The sequence below is a fragment of the Propionicimonas sp. genome, from assembly GCF_049840635.1.
Lineage (GTDB): Bacteria > Actinomycetota > Actinomycetes > Propionibacteriales > Propionibacteriaceae > Propionicimonas.
Genome location: NZ_JASGKL010000005.1, coordinates 2098878 through 2123272, shown reverse-complemented (window position 1 = coordinate 2123272; position 24395 = coordinate 2098878). Strand labels below are relative to the sequence as shown.

The following is a 24395-nucleotide window of genomic DNA, read 5'->3' as shown; positions in this document are numbered from 1 at the left end:
CGCTCAGCCCATCTTCGCGGTCAGGGACGTCAGGACGGCCCACGCGGCGGGCGCGACCTGGTCGGGGATCTGCTCCAGCACCGAGCGGGCCGCGGCCAGTGACTGGGCCGGTGTGGCTTCGCAGGGCACAACGCCTGGCTCGGTGTCGGCGGGGTTGAGGATGGCTTCGAGGTCGAGGCATTCCAGGCCGAGGGTCAGTCCGTCGGGTTGGTTGTTCCCCATCAGTTGCCAGACGGCGTTGCGGACGTGGCCCAGGGCGAGTGCGAGGGGCTCGGTCATCGCCGGATCGCCACCCCACGGCTGCGGTCGCGTCCCCACGTCTGCGCGGCTCGCTCGTGCTCCACTCCAGATGTCGCCGGCGGAGTGTTCGGGTTCCAGCGGGGCGCGGCCAACGTCCGTCCGACCTCGACTTCGTAGGCGTCGAGTGCCTGCTCGGCCGGCGACGGTTGGGGTTGGGTGTGGGCGAGGATCTTGTCGACGGTCTCGATGACACGTTGTCCGGTGGCACGCACAACCTGCTCGGGGGTGAGGTCGCCGGCGGCTTGGCTGGCCCAGCCGGTGACGTAGCGGAAGGTGTACTGGGATGCGTCCAGGCCGTGCGCGCCGACGACCATGAACGACACACTCTCGGCTTCGACCTCCCGGACACCTCGGCAGTCGACAAGACCCTGAGCGGTGGTGGGATCAGCCATGAGGACGTGCCCCAGCTCATGGGCGAGTACCCGGACACTCATCGCCTCGTCGACGTCGTCGCGGACGCGGACGGTCCGGTCGCTGTAGCTGGTGATGCCGTTGGCTTCGCCGCAGTCACCTCGTTCGAGGCGGTAGCCCTGCTGGTCGACCAACTCGGACAGCCGCTCCCACAGCCCCGGTGGCGCCTGCCCGGTGAGCAGGATCGGCTTGGGTGCCTCCGGGACGGGTGGGCCGTCGCATTGGCTGATGTCGAAAGTCGACACCGGCTTCACGCCGATGATCTGGCGAGTCTCCCGCGGTCGTCCTTCCGCGTCCAGCACCGGGTGTCCGGCGGAGTCGAGCAGGGTGGCGCGGCGGGTGACCGGGCCGAGCACGCGGATCGCCTTCTCGCCCCTGCGGACATGGTAGCCCTTGGCCTGCCAAGCGCGGTACCCGGCCACCGCGGTCGCGTCCGGACGCTGGCACATGATGGCCAAGCGGTTCAGGAACGAGTAGTTGGTGAACCCGCGGGCGAAGCGTAGGTAGGCCTCCCATTCGGCCTCGTTGTCCAGCGACCCTACGCGTTCGGCGAGCAGTTCGTGCAGCTCCTCGACCTGCTGCCTGCGGGCGGCCTCGGCCGCCTCGCGTTGCTCCGCGGTGTAGGTGCGGCCGGCCATCACAGTTCCCGGCCGGTGACCTGCTGGTAGTGCCAGGACAGGTCGGCGAGTTCAGAGGGCCGGGCTCCGTCGCGTCGCCGCTGCTCGATCTCGGTCAGGAGTTCCTCGCGGATGATCGGCAGGTCCGGCAGCGGCTCGGGCGCGGGGTGGGTTGGCTGGTCGGTCATCGTGGTCTCCTTGCTGGTTGTCGGGCCAGGGATGCAGGGACGGCAGCCGTCCGCCGAGTACGGCGACACCGCGGTCGTGGTCGATGCGGATGTCGGCGTGTTCGTGGCTGCCGTTGGCGTGGGCCATCGCAGCCAGCACCAGTCCCATCAGGTCGCGGTCCAGGCCGGGCAGGTCGGCGTACAGGTTGACCGGCTGACCGCCTGCCAGAGAGGCGACGATCCGCAGGATGCGCTGTTCCCCGCCGGACAGCGCGACGAGGTTGTCGTCGGTGATCGCCTCGTGGTCCAGCCACCACCAGCCGGGCTGGTCGCACGGCTGGATCCACGGGTAGCCCGGGCTGGCGAATCGGCCGTCCGCCGTCCGCACCAGCAACTCGACCGCCGCCTCCAGCGGATACAGACCCTTCGCCCACGACCGCAGGCCAGCGTGCGTGATGCTCATCGGCCGGCTCCTCGAGTATCGGCGGGACGACCAGCACGGACGCGGCGCGGTGTCGTCGCGCCTGACCGGGACTGTGACGCCGGCGTGGTCGGGTGGTCAGACTCGAAGGCGTCCACCATGACGATCTGACGGCCGGCCCAGCTGCGGTTCCAGCGGGGTGTGGTGACGGTTGCGATCGCGGCGAGCAGCAGCATCACCAGGCCGGGCCAGTGCGCCTGACGGTAGAGGTCGGCTGCGGCGAGCGCCACGAACAGCCACCGCCCATGCCAGGCCAGCGTCGGCAGTCGCAGCGAAGCCAGCGGACGCGAGACCGCCCGACCCACACTGGCGAGGATCGACCAGGGAAGGCAGAACACCTCGACTGCGGCGCCCAGCCGGGAGCGATGGACATCGGCCGTCGCGAGCGCGCGGACGACGAGCCGGCGCAGATCCTGGTCAGGCACGGAATGCTGCGAGACCTGCCCGATCAGTCGTTCACTCATTACGAGCTGCCGGGCGTCAGCGGCGACGACCTCGGCGTGGCTGCGGCTGCTGCTCCACAGCTGCGGCTGGTTGCGTCCGCGCAGCCATTCGAACGGAACCAGCGCACGCCAGACAACTTCGGCGTCAGCCGGCCCGACACGACGGACACCGAATCGCCACCACAGCAGCAGGCGCGCCCGCCACCCGGCAACCAACGCCGCACCGAGCAGCACGAACGCCGCCACGACATCGGGCACCAGCGGCAGCAGCGCGATCCAGATCAACGCACTCGCGACAATCGCAGTCAGCCGCGACCGGAGCCACACCCACCGCCACGTCATGACCGGCTAGCTTCCTGCGCGACTGCCACGTCCGAGATCGGACGGGCACCGGACGGTTCCGCATCGAGGTAGGTGCGCTTCAGCCGGGCGACCTCCTTCAGCGACAGCCCGCACCGGTCACTGATCTCGGTCAGGTTGACGTGCTCCTTCGCCATATCAGCGATCGCGTTCGCCGCCGCCTCCTCGGCCCGGTCCCGGGCCACGAGCGCTGTTACCACCTCGACCGCGGCCTCAGCCAGCCGAGCTTCGCGCTCCGCGAACTCACGCTTGCGGGTCGCCGTGGCCTCGTTCACCTGCCTGCGAGCCTGCTGCCGCAACGTCTGCGCCATCACCGTCACCTCCACCGAAAAAGGGGGACCTCTCACTTCCCTAGGCCCACGAGGTAGGGCGATCGGGACGTCGCCTCGAAGGAACTTCGCGACGATCAGTGGGTCGCGCAGTCCCACGCCCGTCTAGGAACCTCTGGCGAGGAAGCGACGGGCCGCCGAGAATTGGCGTCGTGACCGACGAAGAGCCGACCGAACAGCAGAGCTTCGGGTCGACCCTGCTTGAGCAGATGTTCGAGCTGTGGATTGGGCCGGAGCTAGCCCGACGAGGTCTCAACCTCGCGCGAGACGAGATCCGAAAGGTCGTGGCAGAGCTTGACCCGACCGCGAGCGGACCAATCGTCACGATCAATGACGAAGCTGCCGTTGTTGCGAGAGTCAGGGCCACGCGAGCGATCGCCGCCGGCGAGGACGTGACCGAGGACGACTTCGACCAGGTCGACAGTGTCCGTCCGGGCGGGATCGGCGAGAACAGCGGATGGATCTGCTTCGCAGTGATCAAGGGCCAACAGGTAGTGGCATTCGACTTCCGCTACAACAGGGCGCGAGCGGCAGTGTTGGTCGAGCGAGCTCGCGAGTTTCTGAACTCGGCGCGCCGTGACGCTGACGCCGCTCCCGCGGTCGCGTGCGATACCGCCTTCTCGGCGGCTGAGCTTGCGGTGCAAGCGCAGATGCTTCTGCTGCAGCAAAGCACCAAGCGGCATTGGGACCGACAGAGATGGATCGAGACCTGGACCGACAACGAGAACGCGCCGGCGAGCCATGCGATCGCGCTACGTGATCTCCACAGCTACCGAGCCGCCGGACGGTACGCCGATGAGGACCTCGTGCTGCCGGATGGCCGCCTGGACGAGCTGCTCGACGTGGCCGAGGAGATGATCGACCAGGCGGAGGCTGCCGCGGGTCGTCCGGATGACTGGCCGAGAGGCGAGCTTCCGGAGTCCAGCACCTGATGGCCGCCGGGGCTTGCTTTGGTCGCGGCACCTGATGCGCTTCCGGCTGTCATGCCGTTCGATCGCTCCGGATACCGCGACCTTCCCCTGAAAGCCCCCTGCCCAAGGTCAGAGTCCATTGCAAGTGGCACACACCTTCGGCACTGAGCTCTCAACCATCGCGAATAGCCCGTGCCCCACGGGCGACTGGGTGTCCCGATCGGCCACCCTCGTGGGCCTAGGGAAGTGTGACGATGTCTTTGCACCGGATCACTGCCGGGTCGGGATATGACTACCTGACCAGGCAGGTCGCGGCCATGGACTCGACCGAGCGCGGCCATACCGGGCTGGCGTCCTACTACACCGAGAAGGGCGAGGTCCCCGGGCAGTGGGTCGGCTCCGGGCTGGCCGGGGTCGACGGGCTTGACGCCGGCGACATCGTCACCGCCGAGCAGATGCTGGCCCTGTTCGGCTCCGGCCACCACCCGCTCGCCGCCGAGCTCTCAGCAGCGCTGGAGGCCGACCCGAACGCGACCGAGCAGGACGTGCTGGACGCGATCCGGCTCGGCAAGCCGTTCGCCGTGCACGCTGACGACGTCAGCGGTTACCGCATCGAGGTCGCCCGTCGCCTCCACGCGCTGAACGTCGCCGCCGGCCGGCCCAGGGATGCTGCGGTCGGGATCGAGGAGCGTGCCCGGGTGCGCACCGAGGTCGGCCTGGAGTGGTTCCGGCGCGACTTCGGACGCGCCCCGCTCAACCAGCGCGACCTGTCCGGGCACATCGCCCGGCTGTCGCGGCAGAAGACCACTGCGGTGGCCGGGTTCGACCTCACGTTCTCGCCGGTCAAGTCGGTCTCGGCCTTGTGGGCGTTGGCCGACCCACACCTCGCAGCCACGATCGAGCGCGCCCACCACGCGGCGGTGGCGGACGCCCTGCGGTTCATCGAGACCCACGCCCTATTCTCCCGGACCGGAGCCCACGGGGTTCGGCAGGTCGATGTTCAGGGCTTGATTGGTGGCACGTTCACCCATCGCGACAGCCGGGCCGGCGACCCTGATTTGCACACCCACGTCGCGGTCGCGAACAAGGTCCAGACCCTCGACGGCAAGTGGCTCTCCATCGACAGCCGCGTCCTGCACAAGGCCATCACCGCCGCCTCCGAGGCCTATAACACCGCCTTGGAGACCCACCTCAGCCGGACGGTTGGCGTCCGCTTCGAACCCCGCGCCGGCGGCGACCCGCGCAAGCGGCCTGTGCGGGAGATCGTCGGCGTCGAACCGGCGCTGCTCGAGCGCTGGTCGGTCCGTAGGCACCGAATCGTGGCCCGTCAGGCCGAATTGGCCACCGCCTTCCAGCGCGACCACGGACGCCCACCCACCCCCGTCGAGGCGATCGCTCTCGCCCAACAAGCGACTCTCGAAACCCGGGAGGCCAAGCACGAGCCGCGCAGCCTGGCCGAGCAGCGCGCGGCCTGGCTAGCCCAGGCCCACGAGGTGCTCGGCGGCGACGGCGCGATTGCCGTCATGATCCACCGCGCCCTCCACCCCACGCCGGCCGAACAGGCCAGTCTCACCCCGGGCTGGTTCGACCAAGCGTCTGAACGCATCCTGTCCCGGGTCGAACTCGACCGCTCCGCCTGGCAGAGCTGGCACGTGACGGCCGAAGCGCTGCGCCACGTCCGGGCCGAGAACGTGCCCGCTGATCGGGTGGACGAGATCGTCGACTGGCTCACCAACGACGTCCTCGACCGCTTCTCCATCCCGCTCAGCCCCGCCACGGACGGGGTCGAGGAGCCCGAGCCGCTGCGCCGCCTCGACGGCGCCAGCGTCTACACCGTGGCCGGGAACCGGCTCTACACCTCCACCCGCATCCTCGCCGCCGAGCAACGCATCCTCAGCCACGCCGCCCGCCACGACGGACGCACTGTGCCCGACACCGCCGTCGACCTCGCCCTGCTCGAAACCGCCGCCAACGGCGTCCAGCTCAACACCGGCCAGATCGCCCTCGTGCGCGCCATGTCCAGTTCAGCCGCCCGCGTCCAGCTCGCGATCGCTCCCGCTGGCGCCGGGAAGACCACCGCAATGCAAGCCCTCGCCCGCGCCTGGACCAACAGCGGCGGCACCGTCATCGGCCTCGCCCCGTCAGCGGTCGCCGCAGCCGGGCTCGGCGAGCAGATCGGAGCCCACTCCGACACCATCGCCAAGCTCGCCTGGCACCTGACCAACGGCAACCCACCCGCCTGGATGAACCAAATCGGACCCACCAGCCTCGTCGTGATCGACGAAGCTGGCATGGCCGACACCCTCTCCCTCGACGCCGTCATCAACCACGTAATCCAGGCCGGCGGCAGCGTCCGGCTCATCGGCGACGACCAACAACTCGCCGCGATCGGCGCCGGCGGCGTCCTGCGCGACATCCAAGCCACCCACGGCGCCCTGCACCTCAACGAACTCGTCCGGTTCACCGACCCCGCCGAAGGCTCCGCCTCGCTCGCCCTCCGCGAAGGTCACACCGAAGCGCTCGGGTTCTATCTCGACCGCGACCGCATCCACGTCGGCACACCCGACACCATGCTCGACCAACTCTTCGAACACTGGGCCGGCGACCGCGCCGCCGGCCTCGACAGCGTCATGCTCGCCCCCACCCGAGACCTCGTCTCCCAACTCAACCAGCGCGCCCGCGACCACCGCCTGGGCGGCGACACCCCGGACGGCGAAGTCAAACTCGCCGACGGTAACAGCGCGAGTGCCGGGGACGTGATCATCACCCGACGCAACAACCGGAAGCTCGCGCTGAACGCCACCGACTGGGTCAAGAACGGCGACCGCTGGACCATCCAGACCATCACCGCAGCCGGTGTCCGCGTCCGCCACACCCAGACCGCACGCCACATCACCCTGCCCCACGACTACATCGCCGAATGGGCCGAACTCGGCTACGCCACCACCACCCACACCGCCCAAGGCGTCACCGCCGACACCTGCCACGGCATGCTCACCGGCGACGAAACCCGCCAGCAGGCCTACACCATGCTGACCCGCGGACGCCGCACCAACACCTGCTACCTCACCGTCACCGGCGACGGCGACCCCCACACGCTCATCCACCCCGAAGTCGTCCACCCCGCCACCGCCGTCGACCAACTCGAGCGCATCCTCACCCGCGACGAATCACCCCTGTCCGCCACCACCACCCTGCGACACGCCGACGACCCCGCCCTGCTGCTCGGCGACGCCACCGCCCGCTACGCCGATGCGATCGTGTTCGCCGCCGACCACACCACCAGCCCCGCCGACCGGCACACCATCGAAGTCGCAGCCAGTCGGCTGCTGCCCGGAATCACCAGAGCAGACGCCTGGCCTGCCCTGTTCGCCCAACTCCTCAGCATCAACGCCGACCACCGCGACCCCATCCAGGCACTCACCCGCGCCGCCGCCGAACCCATCGTGGCCGGACGCGACCCGGCCGCCATCCTGGCGTCCCGGCTCGACGGCACGAGCCGCCGCAACGGCCCGCTGCCCTGGCTCAACCCCATCCCGGCCAGCCTCACCCGTCACCCCGTCTGGGGCGACTACCTGACCGCCCGCGCCGGGCTCGTCCGCGACCTCGCCGACCAACTCCGGACCCAGGTCGAACAGCGCACGACGCCGCCAGCGTGGGCCACAAACGGCATCCGGCCACCCACCGAACTCATCGCCGACATCGAGATCTGGCGAGCCAGCAACCAGATCCTCGACACCGACCGACGCCCCACCGGCGAACCCCAACCCGGCACCCGCGCCCGACGCTGCAAAGACCGCTTCGACCGGCAGCTCGGCCGGCTCACCAACCCCGCCCTCGACGAATGGGGCAGCCTGCTCTGCAGCCTCGAACCCCTCCTGGCCTGCGACCCCTACCTGCCGGTCCTCGCCACCCGCGTCGGGCAGGTCGCAAGCGCCGGGATCGACATCCAGCAGCTCCTGCGCCGGACGGCAGCAGCGGGGCTGCTGCCCGAGGAACACACCGCAGCCGCGCTATGGTGGCGGATCAGCGGCCAGCTCACCCCCGCTGTCAGCCAAGATCTCGACTCAGACCATCACCTGGTGACGACCTGGCTGCCCAAACTCGGCGAGACCCTCGGACGCCACGCGACCGACGACCTGCAGCACAGCACCTGGTGGCCCGCCCTCGTCACCATCATCGAGCACGCCCTCCAGCGAGGCTGGACCCTCGACCAGCTCATCGGCGAAGCACCCACCGAGCAGGCCGGATCGATCGATGCCTGTCGAACGTGGGTCTGGCGGCTCTCGATCGCCACCCAGAACATGCCCGACGAGCACCACGACGACCCACGCGACGAGCCCCCGCACGACCTCGCCGAAGGCTGGACGCCACCCGAGCGCCTCATCGACATGGTCCAAAGCGTCTCCGCGGCCACCGATCACAACGAGCCCGACCCGGCCGGCTTCCAGGCCGAGTTCGAGGACCCTGACGCCGAAGCCGAACGCATCCTCGCGATCGAAGCTCTGGTCCGGAAGACCATTGGCCCGCCTGAGCCGTCCGCAGCTGAGATCCGCCGCCAGCAGGACCGCGCCGACGCCTGGCGCGAATGCCCCTACACCCCCGAACGGCTTGCCCAAATCAACGAACTCATCACCCAGTTCTACGAAGCCCGCCTACCGGAGAGCTGGGCACAGCCCTACCTCACCGGACGACTCCGCCAAGACATCACCGGCCACCCCCAAATCCGGCCCGGCTACGCCCCCGACGGCTGGACCAGCCTCGTCCAGCACCTCCACCAGTACGGCGTCACCGACGACGAAATGCTCACCGCCGGCGTCGCCACCCGAGCCAGCACCGGCAAGCTAATCGACCGCTTCCGCGACCGACTCGTGTTCCCCATCAGTCACGACAGGCAGATCCTCGGGTTCGTCGGCCGACGCAACCCGGGCTACGAGGACGACACCAAGCACGGTCCGAAGTACCTCAACACCGCCGACACACCCCTGTTCCACAAAGGCGACCAGCTCTACGTCGTCGGACAGACGGAGGCGACACCGGTCCTCGTCGAAGGTCCGATTGACGCCATCGCCGTCAGCCTCGCGACCAACGGCCGCTACATCGGCGCAGCGCCGCTCGGCACCAGTCTCACCCAACCCCAAGTTGTCGAGTTGCTGGGCTGGCATCACGATCCAATCGTCGCAACCGACGCCGACCAGGCTGGCCGAGCCGCAGCCGAACGCGACTACTGGATCCTCACCGTCAACCGACTCAACCCACTCCACGCAGAACTGCCCGATGGCACCGACCCCGCCGGCCTGCTCGCGGAAGGAAGACAGATCCAGCTCATCGAGGCACTGGACGGAGCGGGTTCACTCGCGGACCGCCTCCTGGCCGAACAGCTCGAGACAGGCACAGCACCCGAGGACGTCCTGCGCTGCGCGAGGATCATCGCCGCCGGACCACCCAGGGACTGGAACACTGCCTCGACTGCCGTCGCGCAAGCGGCGGAACTCCCGATCGGCCTGGTCCGGATCGCCCTCGCATCAGCAGTCCAGAACTGGAACGCCGATCCGAGAGCGGCGGCAACCAACACTCCGGAGGCCGCGATCGCCGCGAGGCCGAACGCGCAGCCATCCGCCAGGCCGTTCACAAGACACCCGAAGCCGGTCATGCAACGAGGGCTGCAGCGCGCTCGCTGATCTGCACCGCCGGCTTGGGCCAGCCAAAGCTGGCGGTAGGTGCGCCCGACCCCGGTCAGAGCGAGCGTCGCCGTCAAGGAGCGACCCGCCGGGCGGTTGGCAAGTCGATCATCGAGCCGTCGAGCATCTTGCCGTTCCAGCAGTTGGTCACCTCGACGATTGCGTCGCCGCGGGCGACCCACATCGCCAGATCCGGCTCTGATCTTGGGTCTTTGCGTCGACGCCCGTTCGGAGGCGGTCGGGTTCACCACCCAGTCCTGGCAGACCCGGCTGGGTTCACTAGTCCACGCCGCCGGCCTTCGTGCGCTGTCCGAGGTCGACCGGACCCTCCTGCTCGCCATGGCCCAGGACCAGAGCAGCTCGCGCACCGCCGACATCGCCCAACGGATCGGCAAGGAGGCCCAGTACACCAACGTCCACCGGGCACGCCTCATGGCCGCCGGCCATGGTCACCCCCGCCGGCTACGGCAAAGTCCAGTTCACGATCTCCTACCTGCGCCGGTATCTCGTCGGGCACGCAGCACACCAAGCCATGGCCAGCAACGACCCGCCATGCCTCACATGAACCGCTACCTCGGGGGGCAACCCGGCCACTTGGGCAGGTAGTCGCAGATCGAGGCCGGGGCCGCTGCGGCGTTTCCGGTCCTGGCCGGCCTGACAACAGGGCCACCAAGAGGAATGGCGATCGCCAACGCGATCGCGACGAGAGACCTATACATGCTGTTGACGATGACATTCGCAAATCACCGCCGACGAGCCACCTCTGAAAGTTGGCACTACTGGCCATGAAGTCGGCCCTATGGTCGCATCCTGCGGCCCAATCAGCCACCCTCACCTCATTTGCCGGCAGGATGGTGCCTGTGGCCGGACTACCGGTAGTGAGGGATCGCCAAAGCGGGCTTTCAACGCTGCTTGCCAGTGGGCGACTAGAAGTCGTTCTGGCAGCGCTGCTCGCGATGTTGGCTGTGCTACTGGGCGAGTCTGCGGGGGCCGGTTGGTGGATTCTCCTCGACGTCCTTGCTGCAGTCCTGGCCGGGCTGACTGCCCGCTGTCCGGTGTGGGCAGGGCTTTCGCTCGGGCTGCTCCTCATCGGGTACCTGTTCCTTCCGGACAACGCACCCACGATGGGAGAGTACGCACCGCTTATCCCGATCCTGGGTTCTGGGATGAGAGGGCAGCGGCGGCAACGCGCGTGGATGAGTGCTGGCTTCGGGATCGTACTGGGCGCTCTGACCTATCGCGACTATCCCGCCGACCCACAGTTCTTCCTCGGAGTCATGGTGTGGTTCGCCCTTATCGGAGTGCTGTGGCTAATCGGGAACTTGTTCACCGCATACAAGAGGGCGCAGTTCGACGCCGCCGCCTACGCAGTTCTGCAGGAGCGCCTTGTATTGGCCCGCGAGCTTCACGACACGACTGCACGGACGCTGGCTCGGGTCCTGCTCGACGCCCAACGCGCACAGATCGACGGGACTGGAGGTCCGGCGTTCGAAGAACTCGCGACCGGCGTTCGGTTGGCCTCAGACCAACTGCGGAGGTCACTGGACTTGCTGCGCGCCGCCGAGCCGCTTACCGGGCCAGACCGGGACGATCCCTTCTTGACCGCAACCGAAAGAGCACGCGACTCACTAGAGCGGCGCGGGTTTCCCACCAGCATCACCATCGACGGTGACCTCGGTCTGCTACCCGGATCTGTCCGCAGCACCCTCTCCGCCGCTCTCGGGGAGGCAGTCGCAAACGTGGAACGCCACGGCCTGGTCGACCAACCCTGCGCAATCAGCGTGCGCGTCAACGAGCGCGAGGCTGTCGTCGTGGTGATGAACGAGGTCGGCGATCGGCATGCAGAGCCAGGCCGAGCCCGGCTGGGGCTCGTCGGACTTAGTGAACGGCTGTCACCGCTGGGTGGCGAGTTGGAGGCACAACAGGAAGGCTCAACATGGCTGATGCACATCACGATCCCACTCAACCGAACGCCATGATCAAGGTCTTCATCGTCGATGACGACCTGTACGTCCGCTCGAACCTCTCCGAACTCCTCCCGAGATTCGGTGCATTCGAAGTCACAGGGGTCCTGGCTGACGGGGCCGACGCCGTGGCCGCAGCCGCTGTTGAGCCGCCCGACGTGATCTTGATGGACATCACCATGCCGGGCATGGACGGCATCGAGGCGACCCGACGCATCTTCCGCGACGCCCCACAAGTCAAGATCCTGGCGCTCACCTCGCTGCCCGAACCGGCAATGGTAGCTCGGATGCAGGCGGCCGGCGCCGCCGGCTACCTGTTCAAGGACACTCCCGTTCCGGCGATGGCCCGGGCCATCGAGGCCGCGCACCTCGGCTTGGCCGTGATGTCCCCCCAAGCCGTCGCCGGCCCCCCGGCGGAAAGGCCTGACGGGCTGCCCCACCTGAACCAGATGGAGATGGAGAATCCTCGACCTCATCTGCCTGGGCCTCACCAACCCCCAGATCGCAAAACGGGTCTCTCTCGCGCCGTCCACGGTGAAGCATTACGTGTCGCTGCTGATGGAACGGATGGGCGTCACCAACCGCACCATGCTCGCCATCCACGCCGGGCCCTACCTTCGCTCCAGGAGATGACCCACCGTCGCGCATCAGCCACGCCTGGCACAGCTCCCCCACGGATCGGCCCTGATGGCCGGTGACTTTCGACTGTTGGCCTGCCTACCGTGCCCATAACAGGCCGGAGAGACGCTCCAGCCCGGTGAGGACGAGCCAGTTCTCGCACGACCGAGAGGAACGGTGACATGGGCAAGTTCAAGAAGATGGCGATCGGAGTCGGAGCCGCGTTGGCGCTGTCCATCGGCGCGGCAGCACCGGCCTTCGCGACGGTCGTGAACGTCGGCGGCGGCACCTGGAACTACGGCACCTCGGTGACCGGCAGCTCGAAGTACGTGTGGTCGAACTACGTCCACCCCACCAAGTACCACTCCTCCACGGCAATCATCGGCTCCAAGAACGTGAAGAAGTTCGCCAACGCCACGGTGTGGTCCAACGCCAACGCGACCGACAGCAGCTCCTACACCGGCTACACCTACTGGTCGACCTACTGATCGGTGGTGATCGCCGGCACAGCTGAGACAACAGCCAGCATCACGACGGCACGGGTGACCAGCGCCCGTGCCGTCCCGATGTGTCCCCATCTTCCCCACCAGAGCAGGGCGGCCCGATGCTGTTGAAACGCCTCCTCATCGCAGCACTCATCGGGCTCGCGGCAGCCGCTCTCGCCGTGGGTGTGACCGATGCCGACCGGGCCGAACGCGTCCAGCTGCAGCAAGCCGGGACCAGCATCGGCACCCGCTTCACCATCCCCGTACAGCCCGCCCTGTCCGACCCCGACCTCGTCCTGCGTGTGCTCCAACACGCCGCCGACACCAGCCAGGTCAACGTGCTGCGCACCTCATGGGGTTACGACACCAACGACCAGCCCCTGACCACCCACTACGCCTACATCGCCGCCGACAAGAGCCACCTCTTCGATGTTCTGCGGCTCCGAGACGGCCGATTCCCCACCGCTGCCGAAACCCGCACGGGAACTGCGTTCCTGGCCAGCCGGCCCACCGGGCAACCAGAGCAAGTAGGTGTCGTCGACGACATCGGACACAACGACACGATCTACCTCCGGCCGCTCGCAGCAGCGCTGGCCTCCCTCCCCGCCCCCGGCGAATACGGCGTCGAATGCCCACAACCCGAGGCCTGCACGCGATTCCTCGACCAAGTCGCCGGAGAGTTCACCCGACTCGGCGCGCACCTCGAGCACAACGGCCTCGAGCAAACCACAAACACCGTCCGCGGCGAGATCTCACCCGCAGCAACCCCCTGGACCTGGGCACTGATCTGGGCGATCGTTGCAGCCGTCGCCATCCTGGCCGCGTTCCGCCAGCTGTACGAAGCCAAGCGCACCGCGATCCTCACGCTCCACGGCCACAGCGCACTCCACGCCTGGTTCACCGTCTCAGGGCGACTCACCCTCACTACCATGCTCATCGCTGGTGTGTGTGCGACCATCGCCGCAGCCCTCGTACCCGGCGTCACCACCTCCACCGTGGTCACCGTCGCCGCCAATGTTGCTGGCGCCAGCTCTCTTGCGGTCATCGCAACCCTCGCCTCCACCGCCTACATCAAGGGACTGAACCTCGCCCAGGCCCTGAAGAACCGCAAAGACACCCGGCTCCTCGCCTGGCTCAGCCTCGCCCTCAAGTTCGTCATGGCCGCGGCCCTGATCGTCATGGGAACCGCGGCCGCCGACCGATACGCCACCATGAACGCCGCCCAAGCCAAACTCGGCAGCTGGCAAGCCACCAGCCAATACGGGGTGTTCGTTCCCAAAAGCGTCGGCCTCGACCTGGACGAACTCCAAACCGGCGGACTGGCCTCCACCTCGACCGAGGTGCACGACCTGTACCCCGCACTCGACAACCGCGGCGCCCTCTACGTGGACGCCACCCAGTACGAAACCCAGACATTGGCCGAAGGGCCCGTCGACGGCTACCGATCCATCACCGTCAACCCGAACTACTTGGCGGTCTACCCGATCACCGGCCAAGACGGCAACGCTGTCGCCGTCGACGACCACACCACCGACTGGGTCCTACTGGTTCCCTCCAGCCTCCACGACCAGGCAGCGGCCATCACAACCTCGTTCCAGGCATCACGCACCGGCGGCGCCGACGCCCCCGAATCCGTGATGTCCCTGGAGAAGCGCCTGTTCGGCGTTGACCCGCCTGCAGCGATCCGCAACCAAAAGGTGCGCATCGTGTGGACCGCCGACCACCAGGACATCTTCAGCTTCGACCCCGACGTCGGCCCCGACCAGGGCAACCGGATCACCGACCCCATAGTGGCCGTCATGACCACCTCCAACAGCGTCGGCATCGACCGCATGAACGGCATCTCCGGAAGCCCCGGCGCCGCGGTCAAGGTCAAGCTCGTCGACGCAGACCCCGCCACGACCCTCGCCCAGCTGCAGGGCAGCCTGCGCCAGCTCCGCCTCGACGACAATCTGACCCACCTGGTCACCCTGAACGACTACGCACTCGAGGAACTGCAACTCGCACAGCAAGGGCTCGCCGAAGCCATCTCCACCATGCTGCTCACCCTGTTGCTGTTCGGACTGGTCGCCGTCCAGTCAGCCACCCTGTTGTTTGAGCAGAACGCACGCCGCATCGTCGTCGGCCGGCTCCACGGGCTCGGGTTCGCACGCAGGCACCGCCGATTCTTGCTCATCCTCGCCCTGACCTGGGCTGTGCAGACCGGCGCAGCGACCGTAGCGATGAGCGTCGCGGACGGCCGGTGGGGACTACCCCAGCCGAACCTAAGCCTGATCCTCGCCGCCGCCGTGTTCGCCGGCGCCGAACTGCTGATCGCCGGCGTCACCCTCACCCTGACCGAACACCGCCGTGTGCCGGCAATCCTGAAAGGAGAGTTCTAGTGCACGCTGCAACCCTCGAAGTGGCCGAAGCCGAGACCCTCGGAGAACCAGACGGTACCCCCGTCGTCGAGTTCCTGGACGTGAGCAAGGCCTTCCGGACCCACCAGGTGATCAGACAGCTCAGCTTCGCCGTGCGCCAGGAAGAGATCGTGGCCCTTGTCGGCACGAGCGGGTCAGGGAAATCGACGGTGCTCAACATGGCCGGTCTCCTCGAACACCCCGATTCCGGCCAAATCCGCCTCTTCGGAGCGTCCGCACCCCGCATCGGCAGCCCTGCGGCGCTGCGCCTGCTGCGCACCAAGATCGGCTACCTGTTCCAGAACTCGGCACTGATAGACCAAGACAGCATCGAGGCCAACCTGAAACTCGCCCAGGCCTTCACCACTGCCCCGAAAGCCGAGCAGGCCCGACAGCGAACCAACGCACTCGCCGACGTCGGCCTAGACACCGCCCCCAGCCGCAGGGTGTACGAGCTGTCCGGCGGCGAGCAACAACGGCTGGCGATGGCGCGGCTTATGCTCAAGCCCAGCGACCTCGTCCTCGCCGACGAGCCCACAGGGTCCCTCGACTCGAGCAACCGCGACGTGATCCTCGCCCTGCTCGCCCGACTTCGCGACCACGGCAAGACCGTGCTCCTCGTCACCCACGATCCCGTCGTTGCCGCGGCCGCCGACCGCATAATCGAACTGTGACCAGCCAAACTCCCCAGCCCAACCGGCGAGGCCGCCGGCCGAGCTCCACCATGAGCAGGCTCATCGCTGCCGCACTGCTCGGCCTCTGCCTCGGCGCAGCCAACTCCCTGAGCAACTCCCTCGGCTCCCCCTACAGCCCCGTCAGCCTCAGCTCCGAAGGCATCCTGCCCCTCCAGGTCCTCGCCGCGGTGCTCGGCACCACCTGGGCGTGGTCGATCACCGCATTCCTTGCCGGCTGGCTCGCCCGCCGCATCTGGACGGGCCCCGTAGCCGGCATGATCTGCCTCCTGATCGCCGACCTCACCTACTACCTGGCGGACAGGACCTCCGGCTACACCGGCGGCCTCGACCGCGGAGGGCTGCTCTACTGGGGACTGCTCGCCATCCCGTGCGGCCTCGGCATGGGCCTGCTCGGAGCGCTCGCCGCACAACGACGCTGGTGGAGCCTCGCCCCCAGCCTCGCCGCCCCGGTGATCATCCTGCTCCTCGCCACCCCAACCGGCACCCCAGACATCCAGCCCTGGTCGACCATCGTCACCAACACCACCGCCCTTATCCTCGCCCTTGCCATGGCAGCAACCTGGACCCACCGCGTCCTCCTCACCCTCAACCACAGCCCCCACGCCGGCCCGGAACGCCAAGTGGTTCCCCGCCTGGGCGCACCCCACGCCACAACCAGGGGACCGGGCCAGCCGGAGGGGTAGCGGCTGGCGTCGGGGGGCTTCTAGAACCGGACGGGTAGCCCTAGCCTCGCGCCCGTTCCCACGGCCACTGGAGCACGCCGACGGCCGGCTCAATGGTGCCCAGGTCGACGCTCGACGCGACACCCGCTCTGCGGGACCAGCCAGGTCCCAGCACGCCGTAGTGCGACGAAGCGCACCGATCGGAACGCGGCGCAGCTCCACCGCTCCGGGTCGGCTAGCATCAGGGCCTATCACGGTCAGCACCATCCGCGGATCCCGATCGAAGAACACCAACACCTCCGGGTCGTGACCGTGAGGATCCAGCGCCCACCCGATCCAGCCGACCTTCGCCAGCAGCATGAATCGCCCCAGGCTTCGTACCGCTCATATGCGGGTTACGGCTCTGGGTTCGGGAGCAGCAGCCCGATAAGCCAGGTAGCCGACGATGGCTGGTGTGGATCAGCACCGCAGTGTGGGCCAGCCTCACCGTCAAGGCGAACTCTCCCCCACCCCCATCGGACCTGCTGGCGGTGGAGCCGCTGGCGATCGCCGGGCCCGGGCTCGCCGCCCTGCGCTAGTAGTCCCAAAGACCATTCCGGCTGATCGATCAAGATCGCAGCGCCACCGAGACAGCCACGTCGACTCGGCCCAGCGAGAAGGATGGCCAAACTTCACAAAGGTCGAGACCTTCGGGCGGGCGCTGGGCACCACGGGGCCGGGTTGTGAAGGGTCTGGCGTTGCTAGAATTGGGCCGATCCCTCCCACGACCCGCGAAAAGACACCGCACCTGTGATCAGCCGCCGTAACCTGCTCGCTGCTGGAGGCACCTTGGCTCTGGTCGCTCTCGCCGGCTGCTCCGGCGAGCCGAGCATTCCGCATCCGACCGCTTCCCCCACCGGTCCCATCAAGACGCAACTCGACCAGGTGATGACGATCATCGCCAACCGCAGCAGCACCTTCGGGGTCTATGTGGAGGACGTCCGCACCGGCGGGTCCTACAGCTTCAACGGTGACTACTCCAGCCAGAACGCTTCGATGGCGAAGCCGATGATCGTTGCGATGGCCCTCCGTGCGGCACGGGCCAGCGGTGGGCTGAGCACCGACAGCACCGCGAATGCGGAGAACGCCATCCGGCACTCCGACAACGACGCCGCTCAGGCGCTATGGGACGCCTCCGGCGGCGCCTCGGCGTACGCCGCGCTGGCCCGCGAGCTCCAGATGACCCACACCCACCTCGATCAGACCAGGGCGGATCAATGGAGCTGGACCTGGACCACTCCCGCCGACCAGGTACTGCTCGCAAAGACCCTTGCCACCGGCAAGACCGCTGCCTTGACCGCAGCCGAGTCCACCTTTATCTACGACCTGATGGGCCAGGTCGAGGACGACCAGGCATGGGGAGTTGGCCAACCGAAATCGGCCAACGTCCACGTCCACCTGAAGAACGGTTGGGTGCAGTTCAAGTCCACCGACAACCTGTGGGCGGTGAACTCAATGGGCAGCGTCGAGGGTGACGGACGCAACTACCGGTTGTGCGTGATGACTCGCGTTCCGGATTTCGCCACCGGCCGAGCGGTCACCAGTGAGGTCGGGAAGTGGGTCTTCGCGATTCTCGGCTCCGGTACCCTCTAGGTGTACTCGGCCGGGACGTTGGTGACAGTTTCTGGTTGACGAAGAGGAGAACCCCCACTGGGGTGTGACTTGCGAAGGTTCACTACTCCAGGAAGAGGTTCTCCCGTGTCTCAATGTAGGGCTCATCTGACCGTGTTCGGCAGGAGGCTGCTCGTCAGCCGGGTGGTGGAGCAGGGCTGGCCGGTCGCGCACGCCGCGAAAGCCCAAGGGGTGTCGCGTCAGTGTGCGCACCGCTGGATCGCGCGGTGGCGGGCCGAGGGCGAGGCTGGGCTGGTGGACCGGTCGTCACGGCCGCACACCAGCCCTGGGCGGACCAGCGCCGAGGTGGAGGCCAGGATCGTCGCTGCTCGTGTCGAGCATCGTCGTGGGCAGGACTGGCTCGGTGCCGAGCTCGGGGTGCCGGCCCGGACGGTGTCGCGGGTCCTGCGCCGCCACGAGCTGCCCTATCTGTGCAGCCTGGATCCGATCAGCGGAGCGGTCATCCGGTCCTCGAAGGCGACCGCGGTCCGGTACGAACGGGACCGGCCCGGTGAGTTGGTCCATGTGGACGTGAAGAAGCTCGGCAAGATCCCCGACGGCGGCGGCTGGCGACTCCACGGCCGTGCCGCCGACAAAGGTCGGCGCAAAGGGACCAAGATCGGCTACGACTACGTGCACTCGATGGTCGATGACCACAGCCGGCTGGCCTACTCAGAGATCCACGACGACGAGACCGCACCCACCTGCGCGGCGTTCCTGGCCCGGGCCGGCGCCTACTTCGCCGCCCACGGCATCACCCACATCGAACGAGTCATGACCGACAACGCGTTCGCCTACCGCTACGGCACCGCGTTCCTGGCCGTGATCGCGGATCTCGGTGCCCGCCAGAAGTTCATCCGAGCCCACTGCCCCTGGCAAAACGGGAAAGTGGAGAGGTTCAACCGCACCCTGCAAACCGAGTGGGCCTACCGGCAGCCCTTCACCAGCAACCAGGAACGCCGCGACGCCCTTGCCCCTTGGCTTGAGCAGTACAACACTCAACGCCGACACACCGCACTCGAAGGCAAACCCCCGACCAGCCGGGTGTCACCAACCTGATGGCCGAGTACATCTAGGCACTGCCTTAGCGGTGCGGCGCTACAGCGCCTCAACCTTGGCGCAGTAGGGCCCACCGTCGGCAGTGTCGTCCTCGTAGAACTTCATCTTGTTGTGGGTCTTCACACCGTAGATGCCGTCCGAGGTGACGCCGATCTTGGTCTGGGTTCGCTTGAGCGCGGCTGTGGTCTTCGATCCGAAGACGCCGTCGACGGTCAGACTCTCGCCGTAGCACTTGTTCATGGCGGTCTGAAGGGCCTTGGTGGCCCCCGATCCGTACTGGCTGGCGCTGAGCAGGCAGTTCTCTGACCCCGAAGAGGTCTCCGGCACGTGCATGGGGATACCGGATCCGAGCGCCAGCCCGTACCCGGACTTCGTGCACGTCGCTGTCGACTGGTCCACCGCATGGGCTGGGGTGGCACCTAGCCCAACCCCCACGACGGTGAGCACCAGCGCCGACAGGCCTGCGGCAAATGCTCTTCTGGCGCCCCGCGCGACGCCTCGGAACGATGTGGCTGTGTTGATGCGCATCTCGAACCTCCAGTTCTTGACTCGATGCGACGGGAGTGGCCCCGTGTGGGCCATAGTCATCACGCTGGCACCGGAAGTCTGCAGGCGCTGGAACGGTCACGAGCGAGGCACCTTCGGGCCCCAGGTCGGTCCCATCGGACCGGCCTGATCCAACTGGAGAGGTCTGGCGCGGAAGCGGCTATTCGCCTTCGCAGCCGATCGGCCCGGGTTTGTGGGTGAGCCTGGGGTCGTCAGCGGCAGTCGTGACCAGGGTGTCGCTCACCCAGTCGAGGGTTTGCCCGACCGTCTGCCTGCGGAAGCTGGTGGGGCGGTCGCCGGAACTCGCATTCTCCGCCCAGTAACCCTCGAACTCGCCCGACCCCAGGCGTCCTTCGAACGGCACGATCGCCTGTGCACCGAGCGGAGCCCACGTCGGTGGTGTCGGTTCGTCCTCCGGATCGATCCGGCCCGGGCATCCCCACTCGTACCAGCGCATAGCCATCAGATGGGTGTGACCGGGAAGCAGGTAGGGCCTTCCGGGGACACCGGTGCGGTGCTTCGAGTCCACCCCGTTGCTGAAGGCCCACCCGAAGTCGGTGCCCCCAGGCTAGGAGCTGTCCATAGCGATGTTCTGGGACCTGTTCGGCCGCTGGCTGGAATATCGGGAGAATCTTGCCTTCCCCGGCCACGCCTGATGCTGGTCGTCGCAGTGCTGCCTGACGCGTTCCGCCATGCGCTCGATAAAGGCCGGTACGGAATATCGGTGCCATTCTTCGAGGCTGTTGCTGTTCGTGGCCAGCGCCACGAGGCGGCGTTGGTCGGCGAGGACGCCGATGTCGTGGATGAGGTGGGGATGCTGTGTCCAGCATGGTGGGATCATGCCGGCGTTGGGATCCCAGACGTATTCGTGGTTGAACCAGGTGACGACGGCTTCGTACCACTCCCAGACATCACGGCGCAGGTCGGGGTCGGTGCAGGTGGCGATGTCCCAGGGTCGGGGTAGCCGGTCGGCTTCGCCGAGCCACTTCTTCTGGTTGTCGGTGCCTTCTTCGGACAGGTAGAGATCCCAGTAGGCCGATCGGATCCGGTCGCTGGTCGGCATCGGGAACGACTCGACGAGCGGTTCGGCGTCCATGGTCTATTCCTCCAGCAGGGTGTGGTCGCGGGCGGCCGCCAGTGCGGCGACGGCCCGGGCGGCGTCCCCCGGCTGAGTCGCTCGGCGTTGGGTGAGGACTCGTCGGACGGTCGCCTGCTGGGCGATGAGTAGGCGTCCTGGTCTGCCGTCAACGCAGCGTCGGAGTTTGGCGATGATCGGTCGGGTGTTCTCGGCGATGATGAGGGCGTGTCGTTCGGGGAGTTGGCGGATCTCTTCGGGCCTCAGGATGAGCATGTCGTCGCCGGACGCGGAGCGTCCGCCGCGGGAGCCGAGTTGCCAGGTGGTGCGGGCGACGCGGGTGGTGCCGACCAGATCGCTGACTTCCTTGTTGAATGCGACGTCCTTGCTGCCGCCGAACAGGGCCAGGACGTTGGTGAGTCCGAAGATGGCGCGGGCTTCGGTGTCGCCGAACAGGGAGGCGAGCTGCCGCCAGGTCTGGGTGGCGTAGATGATCGAGATCCCGAGCGCCCGCTCATTCGCCATCCGGGTCCGCAACGTGGGCAGCGGCGCGGTGGACGGTAGCTCGTCCAGGCAGGCCAGCATCGGTGGGCAGAGTCGTCCCCAGGGGCTGTCGTTGGCGAGCCGGAGGGCGGTGTCGAGGATGTGTTCGGTGAGGGCGGTCATCAGCGGAGAGGCGGACGCGTAGGGGTCTTCACGGCCGAGCAAGTAGAACGTGCCGCGGTCACGGATCACCTGAGCGATGTCGGTGGGCGGCCGTCCGGGGCCGGGGACGCAACGGTCTCGGATGGCGGGCTGGAAGAACAGCTCCATGGCCTGCTGGACGGTGGTGATGGTGTTGGCTGCGGTGCGGTCGTCGCCTTGGAGGGCGCCTTGGAGAAGGCCGTGCCAGTGGGGTGCGGCGTGAGGGTGTTCGCGCAAGATGTCGGCCGGCTCGGCCGTGCCGTGGGGGTTGGCGACCCAGCGCAGGACTCGGTCGAGGCGGTGCCCGACGAGGGCTGCGGCATGGAGGTAGCAGGCGACGACTTTGGCGGCCTCGGCTGCGTAGAAGCGGGCGGCGGAATCGCCGGAGCCACCTGTGGTGGCGTTGCGGATGGTGCCGTTGGTGAACGCTTTGGCGCGGCGTTCGGCGGTGAGCGGGTCGACGCAGCCGGCGATCGGGTCCCAGACGAGTTCGGGGAGCCCTTCGGCCTGTCCGAACGGGTCGAGCACGAGGCAGGGCCGTCCTTCGGCGCTGCGGGCGGTGAGGGTGAGGAGCAGGTCGTCGGTCTTGGTGAGGGTGACCAGGGCGGCGCCGGGTGCGGCGAGGAGGGCGGGGGTGAGCAGGTCGAGGGTCTTGCCGGAGCCTTGGGGGCCGATGACGCCACAGGTGCGGTCCCAGGGGCACCACAGTTGCCCCGCGTGGGGTTCGGCGGAGCGTCCGATCGGCCAGCCGAGCTGGCGGGGGTCAGGCCGGGTCATCGTGTTCTCCGGTAGGTGTGTGGTTGGTGTGGTCGGGGCGCAGCAGCGCGGCGCGTTGGCTGCGGAGGCGGCGTTTGGCGCCGGCGGTGGCGGCGGGTGGCCAGTCGGGCAGGCGGAGCGGGTCGTCGGCGTCGGCGCCGACGCCGAGGATGGGGCGGGTCTTGGCCAGGACGATGATGAGGCCGTCGGCCCAGATCTCGTAGCCCTTGATCGGGCCGCGGAGGGTGAGCTGGTCGCCCACGCTCACCTTGCTGGCCCAGCCGCTGCCGACGATGGTCTTCACGCGGACGCCGTGGTGCTCGACCTTGAGGCGCCGGTTGGAAATGCCGCGCTGGAAGCCGGGCAGCCAAGTCGATTCGGTTACCGTGCCGGAGAAGGTGAGAAAGGTGCCAATGCTGCCGATCAGGTCGGGCACCGACCCGCCTCCCGGCTGCGGTTCAGCCGAGTTGGCCTGGCTGGTCATGGGTTCCTCCGGTGCGAGCGGGTTGGGTAGAGGTCGGGGCGGACGATGTGGCGGTGCTTGCGCAGCCGGCTGAGCCCGAGGGCGGCTTCGGCTTCGGCCGGGGTGGCCATCCCTTTGAGCCGGGCCGGCCCCCAGCGACGCAGGCCGAGGATGGCGGCGGCGAACATCAGCAGCGCGAGGACGGCCTCGATGGCGATGATCCAGCCGGTCACTGCCGCGCTGCTGGCCGGGACCGGGGGTGTGGGGTCGAGGCCGGCGGTGGGGTGGCCGGTGAGGACGGCGGGGATGCTGGTGAGCAGGGCGCGTCCCCTCGGCCAGACCCAGCCGACGCCGGCTTGCCAGTGGGCGGCGGCTCGTCCGAGTTGGACGCCGAAGCCGGCGAGCGCGAGCGTCGCGACCAATCCCCCGAGGGGGAGCTCCCAGGTGAACGGGTAAGGGTCGCGGCGGCGTTCGGCCTGGAGGCCGGTCATGGCTGGAGTCCGATCCGGGGCGCGGGCGGGCGTCGCTGGTTGCGCTCGGTCTGCCGCGCGGTCGTGGCCGTCGGGGCTGGGGGCCAGCCGGCACGATCGGCCGGCCTATCGCGCAGTTCGGCTGCCAATGCTCGGCGGGCGACGGGGTCGACGTCAGCGCGGACGGCGGTCCGCAGCGATTCCCACGCGGATGGGGGGACGACTTGGTCGATCAGTCCTTCGAGGAGCCGGGCGGGGTGGGCATCGGTCGGGGGCGGGTCGGCATCCGAGATGCGTTCCAGGGCGATGGTGGCGCTCGCTCCGTCACCGCTGACCCAGGCGGCCATGCCGGCGAGGTAGAGCGGCATGTCGGCACCGTAGGCGGGGCTGGCTCGGACGACTTGCTGCCACAGCTGGAGGTGTTGGGGTGCGTTGTCCCGGCTGATCGACAGAAGCGCGAGGTCGCGGGCGGCAGGGTGCTGGGCGAGGACGGACAGCTGGATCGCGTCCGCGTCGGGCATGGCTCTTCCGGCCCTGGCCTCGGGGACGGCTTCGCCCGGTTCGCGTGCGGGGAGGTTGCGGGCCAGCAGTTCGGCGGTGAAGGCGACGATGGCTGCCTTGTCCTGGGCTGGGGGCAGGGTGGCGAGGGCGGCTCCGAGTCGCTGGTCGAGTTCGTCGCTGTCGGGTGGGCTGGCGAAGGCGGCAGCGAGGTCGGTACGGCGGTTGAGGGGCCGGAGTCCGGCGACGGCGGCCTGGACCGCGGTTTCGCCGTACCGGTCGACGGTGCCGGTGGTGCCGTCGAGGAGGTGCCAGGTGTCGCCGTCGATGAGCATCGACAGGCAGCCGTGGGGCAGGGTGTCCTCGCAGCGGATCAGGGTCTCCCAGCCGGTCTGGTGGTCGGCGGTGTAGACGACGGCGGTCGCTTCGGCGCCGGGGAACCGGCTCCAGATCCGGTCGAGGAGGTCTTCGAGCCTGCCGGGGGCGGTCACCTCGGCAAGGTCGACGCGGGCGGTGACCTGGACCCGTCCGCCCTCGATGGCGGAGACGACCAGGGATTCTTCGGGGGTGAAGCCCACGAGGTAGGGGACGAGTTGGGCGATGTCGCCGGGGCTGGAGACCCGGATCTGCATCGGCTCGGGCTGGTCCATGGTGTGGCTCCTCACTGGTGG

At 68.2% G+C, this 24395-nt stretch carries 23 protein-coding genes; 11 read left to right on the top strand and 12 right to left on the bottom strand.

Annotated elements, in window-relative coordinates:
- Positions 1-3 precede the first annotated feature (3 nt).
- The 5 genes from QM779_RS15435 to QM779_RS15415 are packed head-to-tail and all read right to left on the bottom strand — an operon-like array spanning position 4 to position 3090.
- The gene (locus QM779_RS15435) at positions 4-279 is read right to left on the bottom strand and encodes a hypothetical protein (RefSeq protein ID WP_428536880.1); all 276 of its coding nucleotides are present in this window, start codon (positions 277-279) and stop codon (positions 4-6) included.
- On the bottom strand, positions 276-1349 hold the full coding sequence (locus QM779_RS15430) for an ArdC family protein (RefSeq protein ID WP_428536877.1): 1074 nt from the start codon (positions 1347-1349) through the stop codon (positions 276-278). Before QM779_RS15430 ends, QM779_RS15435 begins: the two co-directional genes overlap by 4 nt.
- A 51-nt stretch (positions 1350-1400) precedes the next feature.
- A complete protein-coding gene (locus QM779_RS15425) occupies positions 1401-1958 on the bottom strand; it encodes a hypothetical protein (RefSeq protein WP_428536874.1) in 558 nt (185 codons plus the stop codon).
- Entirely contained in the window at positions 1955-2761 is an 807-nt protein-coding gene (locus QM779_RS15420; protein WP_428536871.1) for a hypothetical protein, read from the bottom strand. Before QM779_RS15420 ends, QM779_RS15425 begins: the two co-directional genes overlap by 4 nt.
- Positions 2758-3090, bottom strand: coding sequence for a hypothetical protein (locus QM779_RS15415; RefSeq protein WP_428536868.1), 333 nt, complete (start codon positions 3088-3090; stop codon positions 2758-2760). The genes QM779_RS15420 and QM779_RS15415 overlap by 4 nt, the downstream gene beginning before the upstream one ends.
- Before the next feature lie 170 nt (positions 3091-3260).
- Here QM779_RS15415 and QM779_RS15410 point away from each other — a divergent pair, with 170 nt between their 5' ends.
- From QM779_RS15410 to QM779_RS15360, 11 genes are all read left to right on the top strand, one after another.
- Positions 3261-4040 carry a HEPN domain-containing protein gene (locus tag QM779_RS15410; RefSeq protein WP_428536865.1) on the top strand — a complete coding sequence of 260 codons (780 nt, stop codon included), beginning with the start codon at positions 3261-3263 and terminating at the stop codon, positions 4038-4040.
- A 233-nt stretch (positions 4041-4273) separates the two neighbouring features.
- Positions 4274-9700, top strand: coding sequence for a MobF family relaxase (mobF, locus tag QM779_RS15405; RefSeq protein ID WP_428536862.1), 5427 nt, complete (start codon positions 4274-4276; stop codon positions 9698-9700).
- Between the two features lie 860 nt (positions 9701-10560).
- Positions 10561-11679, top strand: a complete 1119-nt coding sequence (locus QM779_RS15400; protein ID WP_428536859.1) for a sensor histidine kinase — start codon at positions 10561-10563, stop codon at positions 11677-11679.
- Positions 11637-12362 carry a response regulator gene (locus QM779_RS15395; RefSeq protein ID WP_428536856.1) on the top strand — a complete coding sequence of 242 codons (726 nt, stop codon included), beginning with the start codon at positions 11637-11639 and terminating at the stop codon, positions 12360-12362. Before QM779_RS15400 ends, QM779_RS15395 begins: the two co-directional genes overlap by 43 nt.
- 102 nt (positions 12363-12464) lie before the next feature.
- Positions 12465-12770 carry a lactococcin 972 family bacteriocin gene (locus tag QM779_RS15390; RefSeq protein WP_428536853.1) on the top strand — a complete coding sequence of 102 codons (306 nt, stop codon included), beginning with the start codon at positions 12465-12467 and terminating at the stop codon, positions 12768-12770.
- A 116-nt stretch (positions 12771-12886) separates the two neighbouring features.
- Entirely contained in the window at positions 12887-15148 is a 2262-nt protein-coding gene (locus QM779_RS15385; protein ID WP_428536851.1) for a DUF1430 domain-containing protein, read from the top strand.
- Complete coding sequence (locus tag QM779_RS15380) at positions 15148-15840, top strand: ATP-binding cassette domain-containing protein (RefSeq protein ID WP_428536848.1); 693 nt, start codon at positions 15148-15150, stop codon at positions 15838-15840. Before QM779_RS15385 ends, QM779_RS15380 begins: the two co-directional genes overlap by 1 nt.
- Before the next feature lie 50 nt (positions 15841-15890).
- On the top strand, positions 15891-16544 hold the full coding sequence (locus QM779_RS15375) for a hypothetical protein (RefSeq protein ID WP_428536845.1): 654 nt from the start codon (positions 15891-15893) through the stop codon (positions 16542-16544).
- A gap of 431 nt (positions 16545-16975) precedes the next feature.
- Entirely contained in the window at positions 16976-17101 is a 126-nt protein-coding gene (locus QM779_RS15370) for a hypothetical protein (RefSeq protein ID WP_428536842.1), read from the top strand.
- A gap of 250 nt (positions 17102-17351) precedes the next feature.
- Positions 17352-18155 carry a serine hydrolase gene (locus tag QM779_RS15365; protein WP_428536839.1) on the top strand — a complete coding sequence of 268 codons (804 nt, stop codon included), beginning with the start codon at positions 17352-17354 and terminating at the stop codon, positions 18153-18155.
- A 105-nt stretch (positions 18156-18260) separates the two neighbouring features.
- Positions 18261-19232 (top strand): IS481 family transposase, encoded by a 972-nt coding sequence (locus QM779_RS15360; protein ID WP_428531854.1) that lies wholly within the window; start codon positions 18261-18263, stop codon positions 19230-19232.
- A 39-nt stretch (positions 19233-19271) separates the two neighbouring features.
- Here the strand turns inward: QM779_RS15360 and QM779_RS15355 are convergent, their stop codons facing one another.
- The 7 genes from QM779_RS15355 to QM779_RS15325 all read right to left on the bottom strand — a co-directional run bounded on the left by QM779_RS15355 (position 19272) and on the right by QM779_RS15325 (position 24374).
- Complete coding sequence (locus tag QM779_RS15355; RefSeq protein WP_428536836.1) at positions 19272-19760, bottom strand: peptidoglycan-binding domain-containing protein; 489 nt, start codon at positions 19758-19760, stop codon at positions 19272-19274.
- Positions 19761-19938: 178 nt separating this feature from the next.
- A complete protein-coding gene (locus QM779_RS15350; RefSeq protein ID WP_428536833.1) occupies positions 19939-20241 on the bottom strand; it encodes a hypothetical protein in 303 nt (100 codons plus the stop codon).
- 105 nt (positions 20242-20346) lie between these two features.
- Positions 20347-20874 (bottom strand): hypothetical protein, encoded by a 528-nt coding sequence (locus QM779_RS15345; protein ID WP_428536830.1) that lies wholly within the window; start codon positions 20872-20874, stop codon positions 20347-20349.
- 3 nt (positions 20875-20877) lie between these two features.
- Positions 20878-22314: a type IV secretory system conjugative DNA transfer family protein gene (locus QM779_RS15340; RefSeq protein WP_428536827.1), complete on the bottom strand. Its 1437-nt coding sequence runs from the start codon at positions 22312-22314 to the stop codon at positions 20878-20880.
- On the bottom strand, positions 22301-22777 hold the full coding sequence (locus tag QM779_RS15335) for a hypothetical protein (RefSeq protein WP_428536824.1): 477 nt from the start codon (positions 22775-22777) through the stop codon (positions 22301-22303). The genes QM779_RS15340 and QM779_RS15335 overlap by 14 nt, the downstream gene beginning before the upstream one ends.
- Positions 22774-23247: a hypothetical protein gene (locus tag QM779_RS15330; RefSeq protein ID WP_428536821.1), complete on the bottom strand. Its 474-nt coding sequence runs from the start codon at positions 23245-23247 to the stop codon at positions 22774-22776. The genes QM779_RS15335 and QM779_RS15330 overlap by 4 nt, the downstream gene beginning before the upstream one ends.
- Entirely contained in the window at positions 23244-24374 is a 1131-nt protein-coding gene (locus tag QM779_RS15325) for a DUF4192 domain-containing protein (RefSeq protein ID WP_428536818.1), read from the bottom strand. Before QM779_RS15325 ends, QM779_RS15330 begins: the two co-directional genes overlap by 4 nt.
- Between the last annotated feature and the right edge of the window lie 21 nt (positions 24375-24395).

Excerpts from the sequence above, each read along its gene's own strand:
- QM779_RS15435 (WP_428536880.1), bottom strand. The coding sequence starts at position 279 with ATGACCGAGCCCCTCGCACTCGCCCTGGGCCACGTCCGCAACGCCGTC.
- QM779_RS15430 (WP_428536877.1), bottom strand. The coding sequence starts at position 1,349 with ATGGCCGGCCGCACCTACACCGCGGAGCAACGCGAGGCGGCCGAGGCC.
- QM779_RS15425 (WP_428536874.1), bottom strand. The coding sequence starts at position 1,958 with ATGAGCATCACGCACGCTGGCCTGCGGTCGTGGGCGAAGGGTCTGTAT.
- QM779_RS15420 (WP_428536871.1), bottom strand. The coding sequence starts at position 2,761 with ATGACGTGGCGGTGGGTGTGGCTCCGGTCGCGGCTGACTGCGATTGTC.
- QM779_RS15415 (WP_428536868.1), bottom strand. The coding sequence starts at position 3,090 with ATGGCGCAGACGTTGCGGCAGCAGGCTCGCAGGCAGGTGAACGAGGCC.
- mobF (WP_428536862.1), top strand. The coding sequence starts at position 4,274 with ATGTCTTTGCACCGGATCACTGCCGGGTCGGGATATGACTACCTGACC.
- QM779_RS15395 (WP_428536856.1), top strand. The coding sequence starts at position 11,637 with ATGGCTGATGCACATCACGATCCCACTCAACCGAACGCCATGATCAAG.
- QM779_RS15390 (WP_428536853.1), top strand. The coding sequence starts at position 12,465 with ATGGGCAAGTTCAAGAAGATGGCGATCGGAGTCGGAGCCGCGTTGGCG.
- QM779_RS15385 (WP_428536851.1), top strand. The coding sequence starts at position 12,887 with ATGCTGTTGAAACGCCTCCTCATCGCAGCACTCATCGGGCTCGCGGCA.
- QM779_RS15375 (WP_428536845.1), top strand. The coding sequence starts at position 15,891 with ATGAGCAGGCTCATCGCTGCCGCACTGCTCGGCCTCTGCCTCGGCGCA.
- QM779_RS15355 (WP_428536836.1), bottom strand. The coding sequence starts at position 19,760 with ATGCGCATCAACACAGCCACATCGTTCCGAGGCGTCGCGCGGGGCGCC.
- QM779_RS15350 (WP_428536833.1), bottom strand. The coding sequence starts at position 20,241 with ATGGCTATGCGCTGGTACGAGTGGGGATGCCCGGGCCGGATCGATCCG.
- QM779_RS15345 (WP_428536830.1), bottom strand. The coding sequence starts at position 20,874 with ATGGACGCCGAACCGCTCGTCGAGTCGTTCCCGATGCCGACCAGCGAC.
- QM779_RS15340 (WP_428536827.1), bottom strand. The coding sequence starts at position 22,314 with ATGACCCGGCCTGACCCCCGCCAGCTCGGCTGGCCGATCGGACGCTCC.
- QM779_RS15335 (WP_428536824.1), bottom strand. The coding sequence starts at position 22,777 with ATGACCAGCCAGGCCAACTCGGCTGAACCGCAGCCGGGAGGCGGGTCG.
- QM779_RS15330 (WP_428536821.1), bottom strand. The coding sequence starts at position 23,247 with ATGACCGGCCTCCAGGCCGAACGCCGCCGCGACCCTTACCCGTTCACC.
- QM779_RS15325 (WP_428536818.1), bottom strand. The coding sequence starts at position 24,374 with ATGGACCAGCCCGAGCCGATGCAGATCCGGGTCTCCAGCCCCGGCGAC.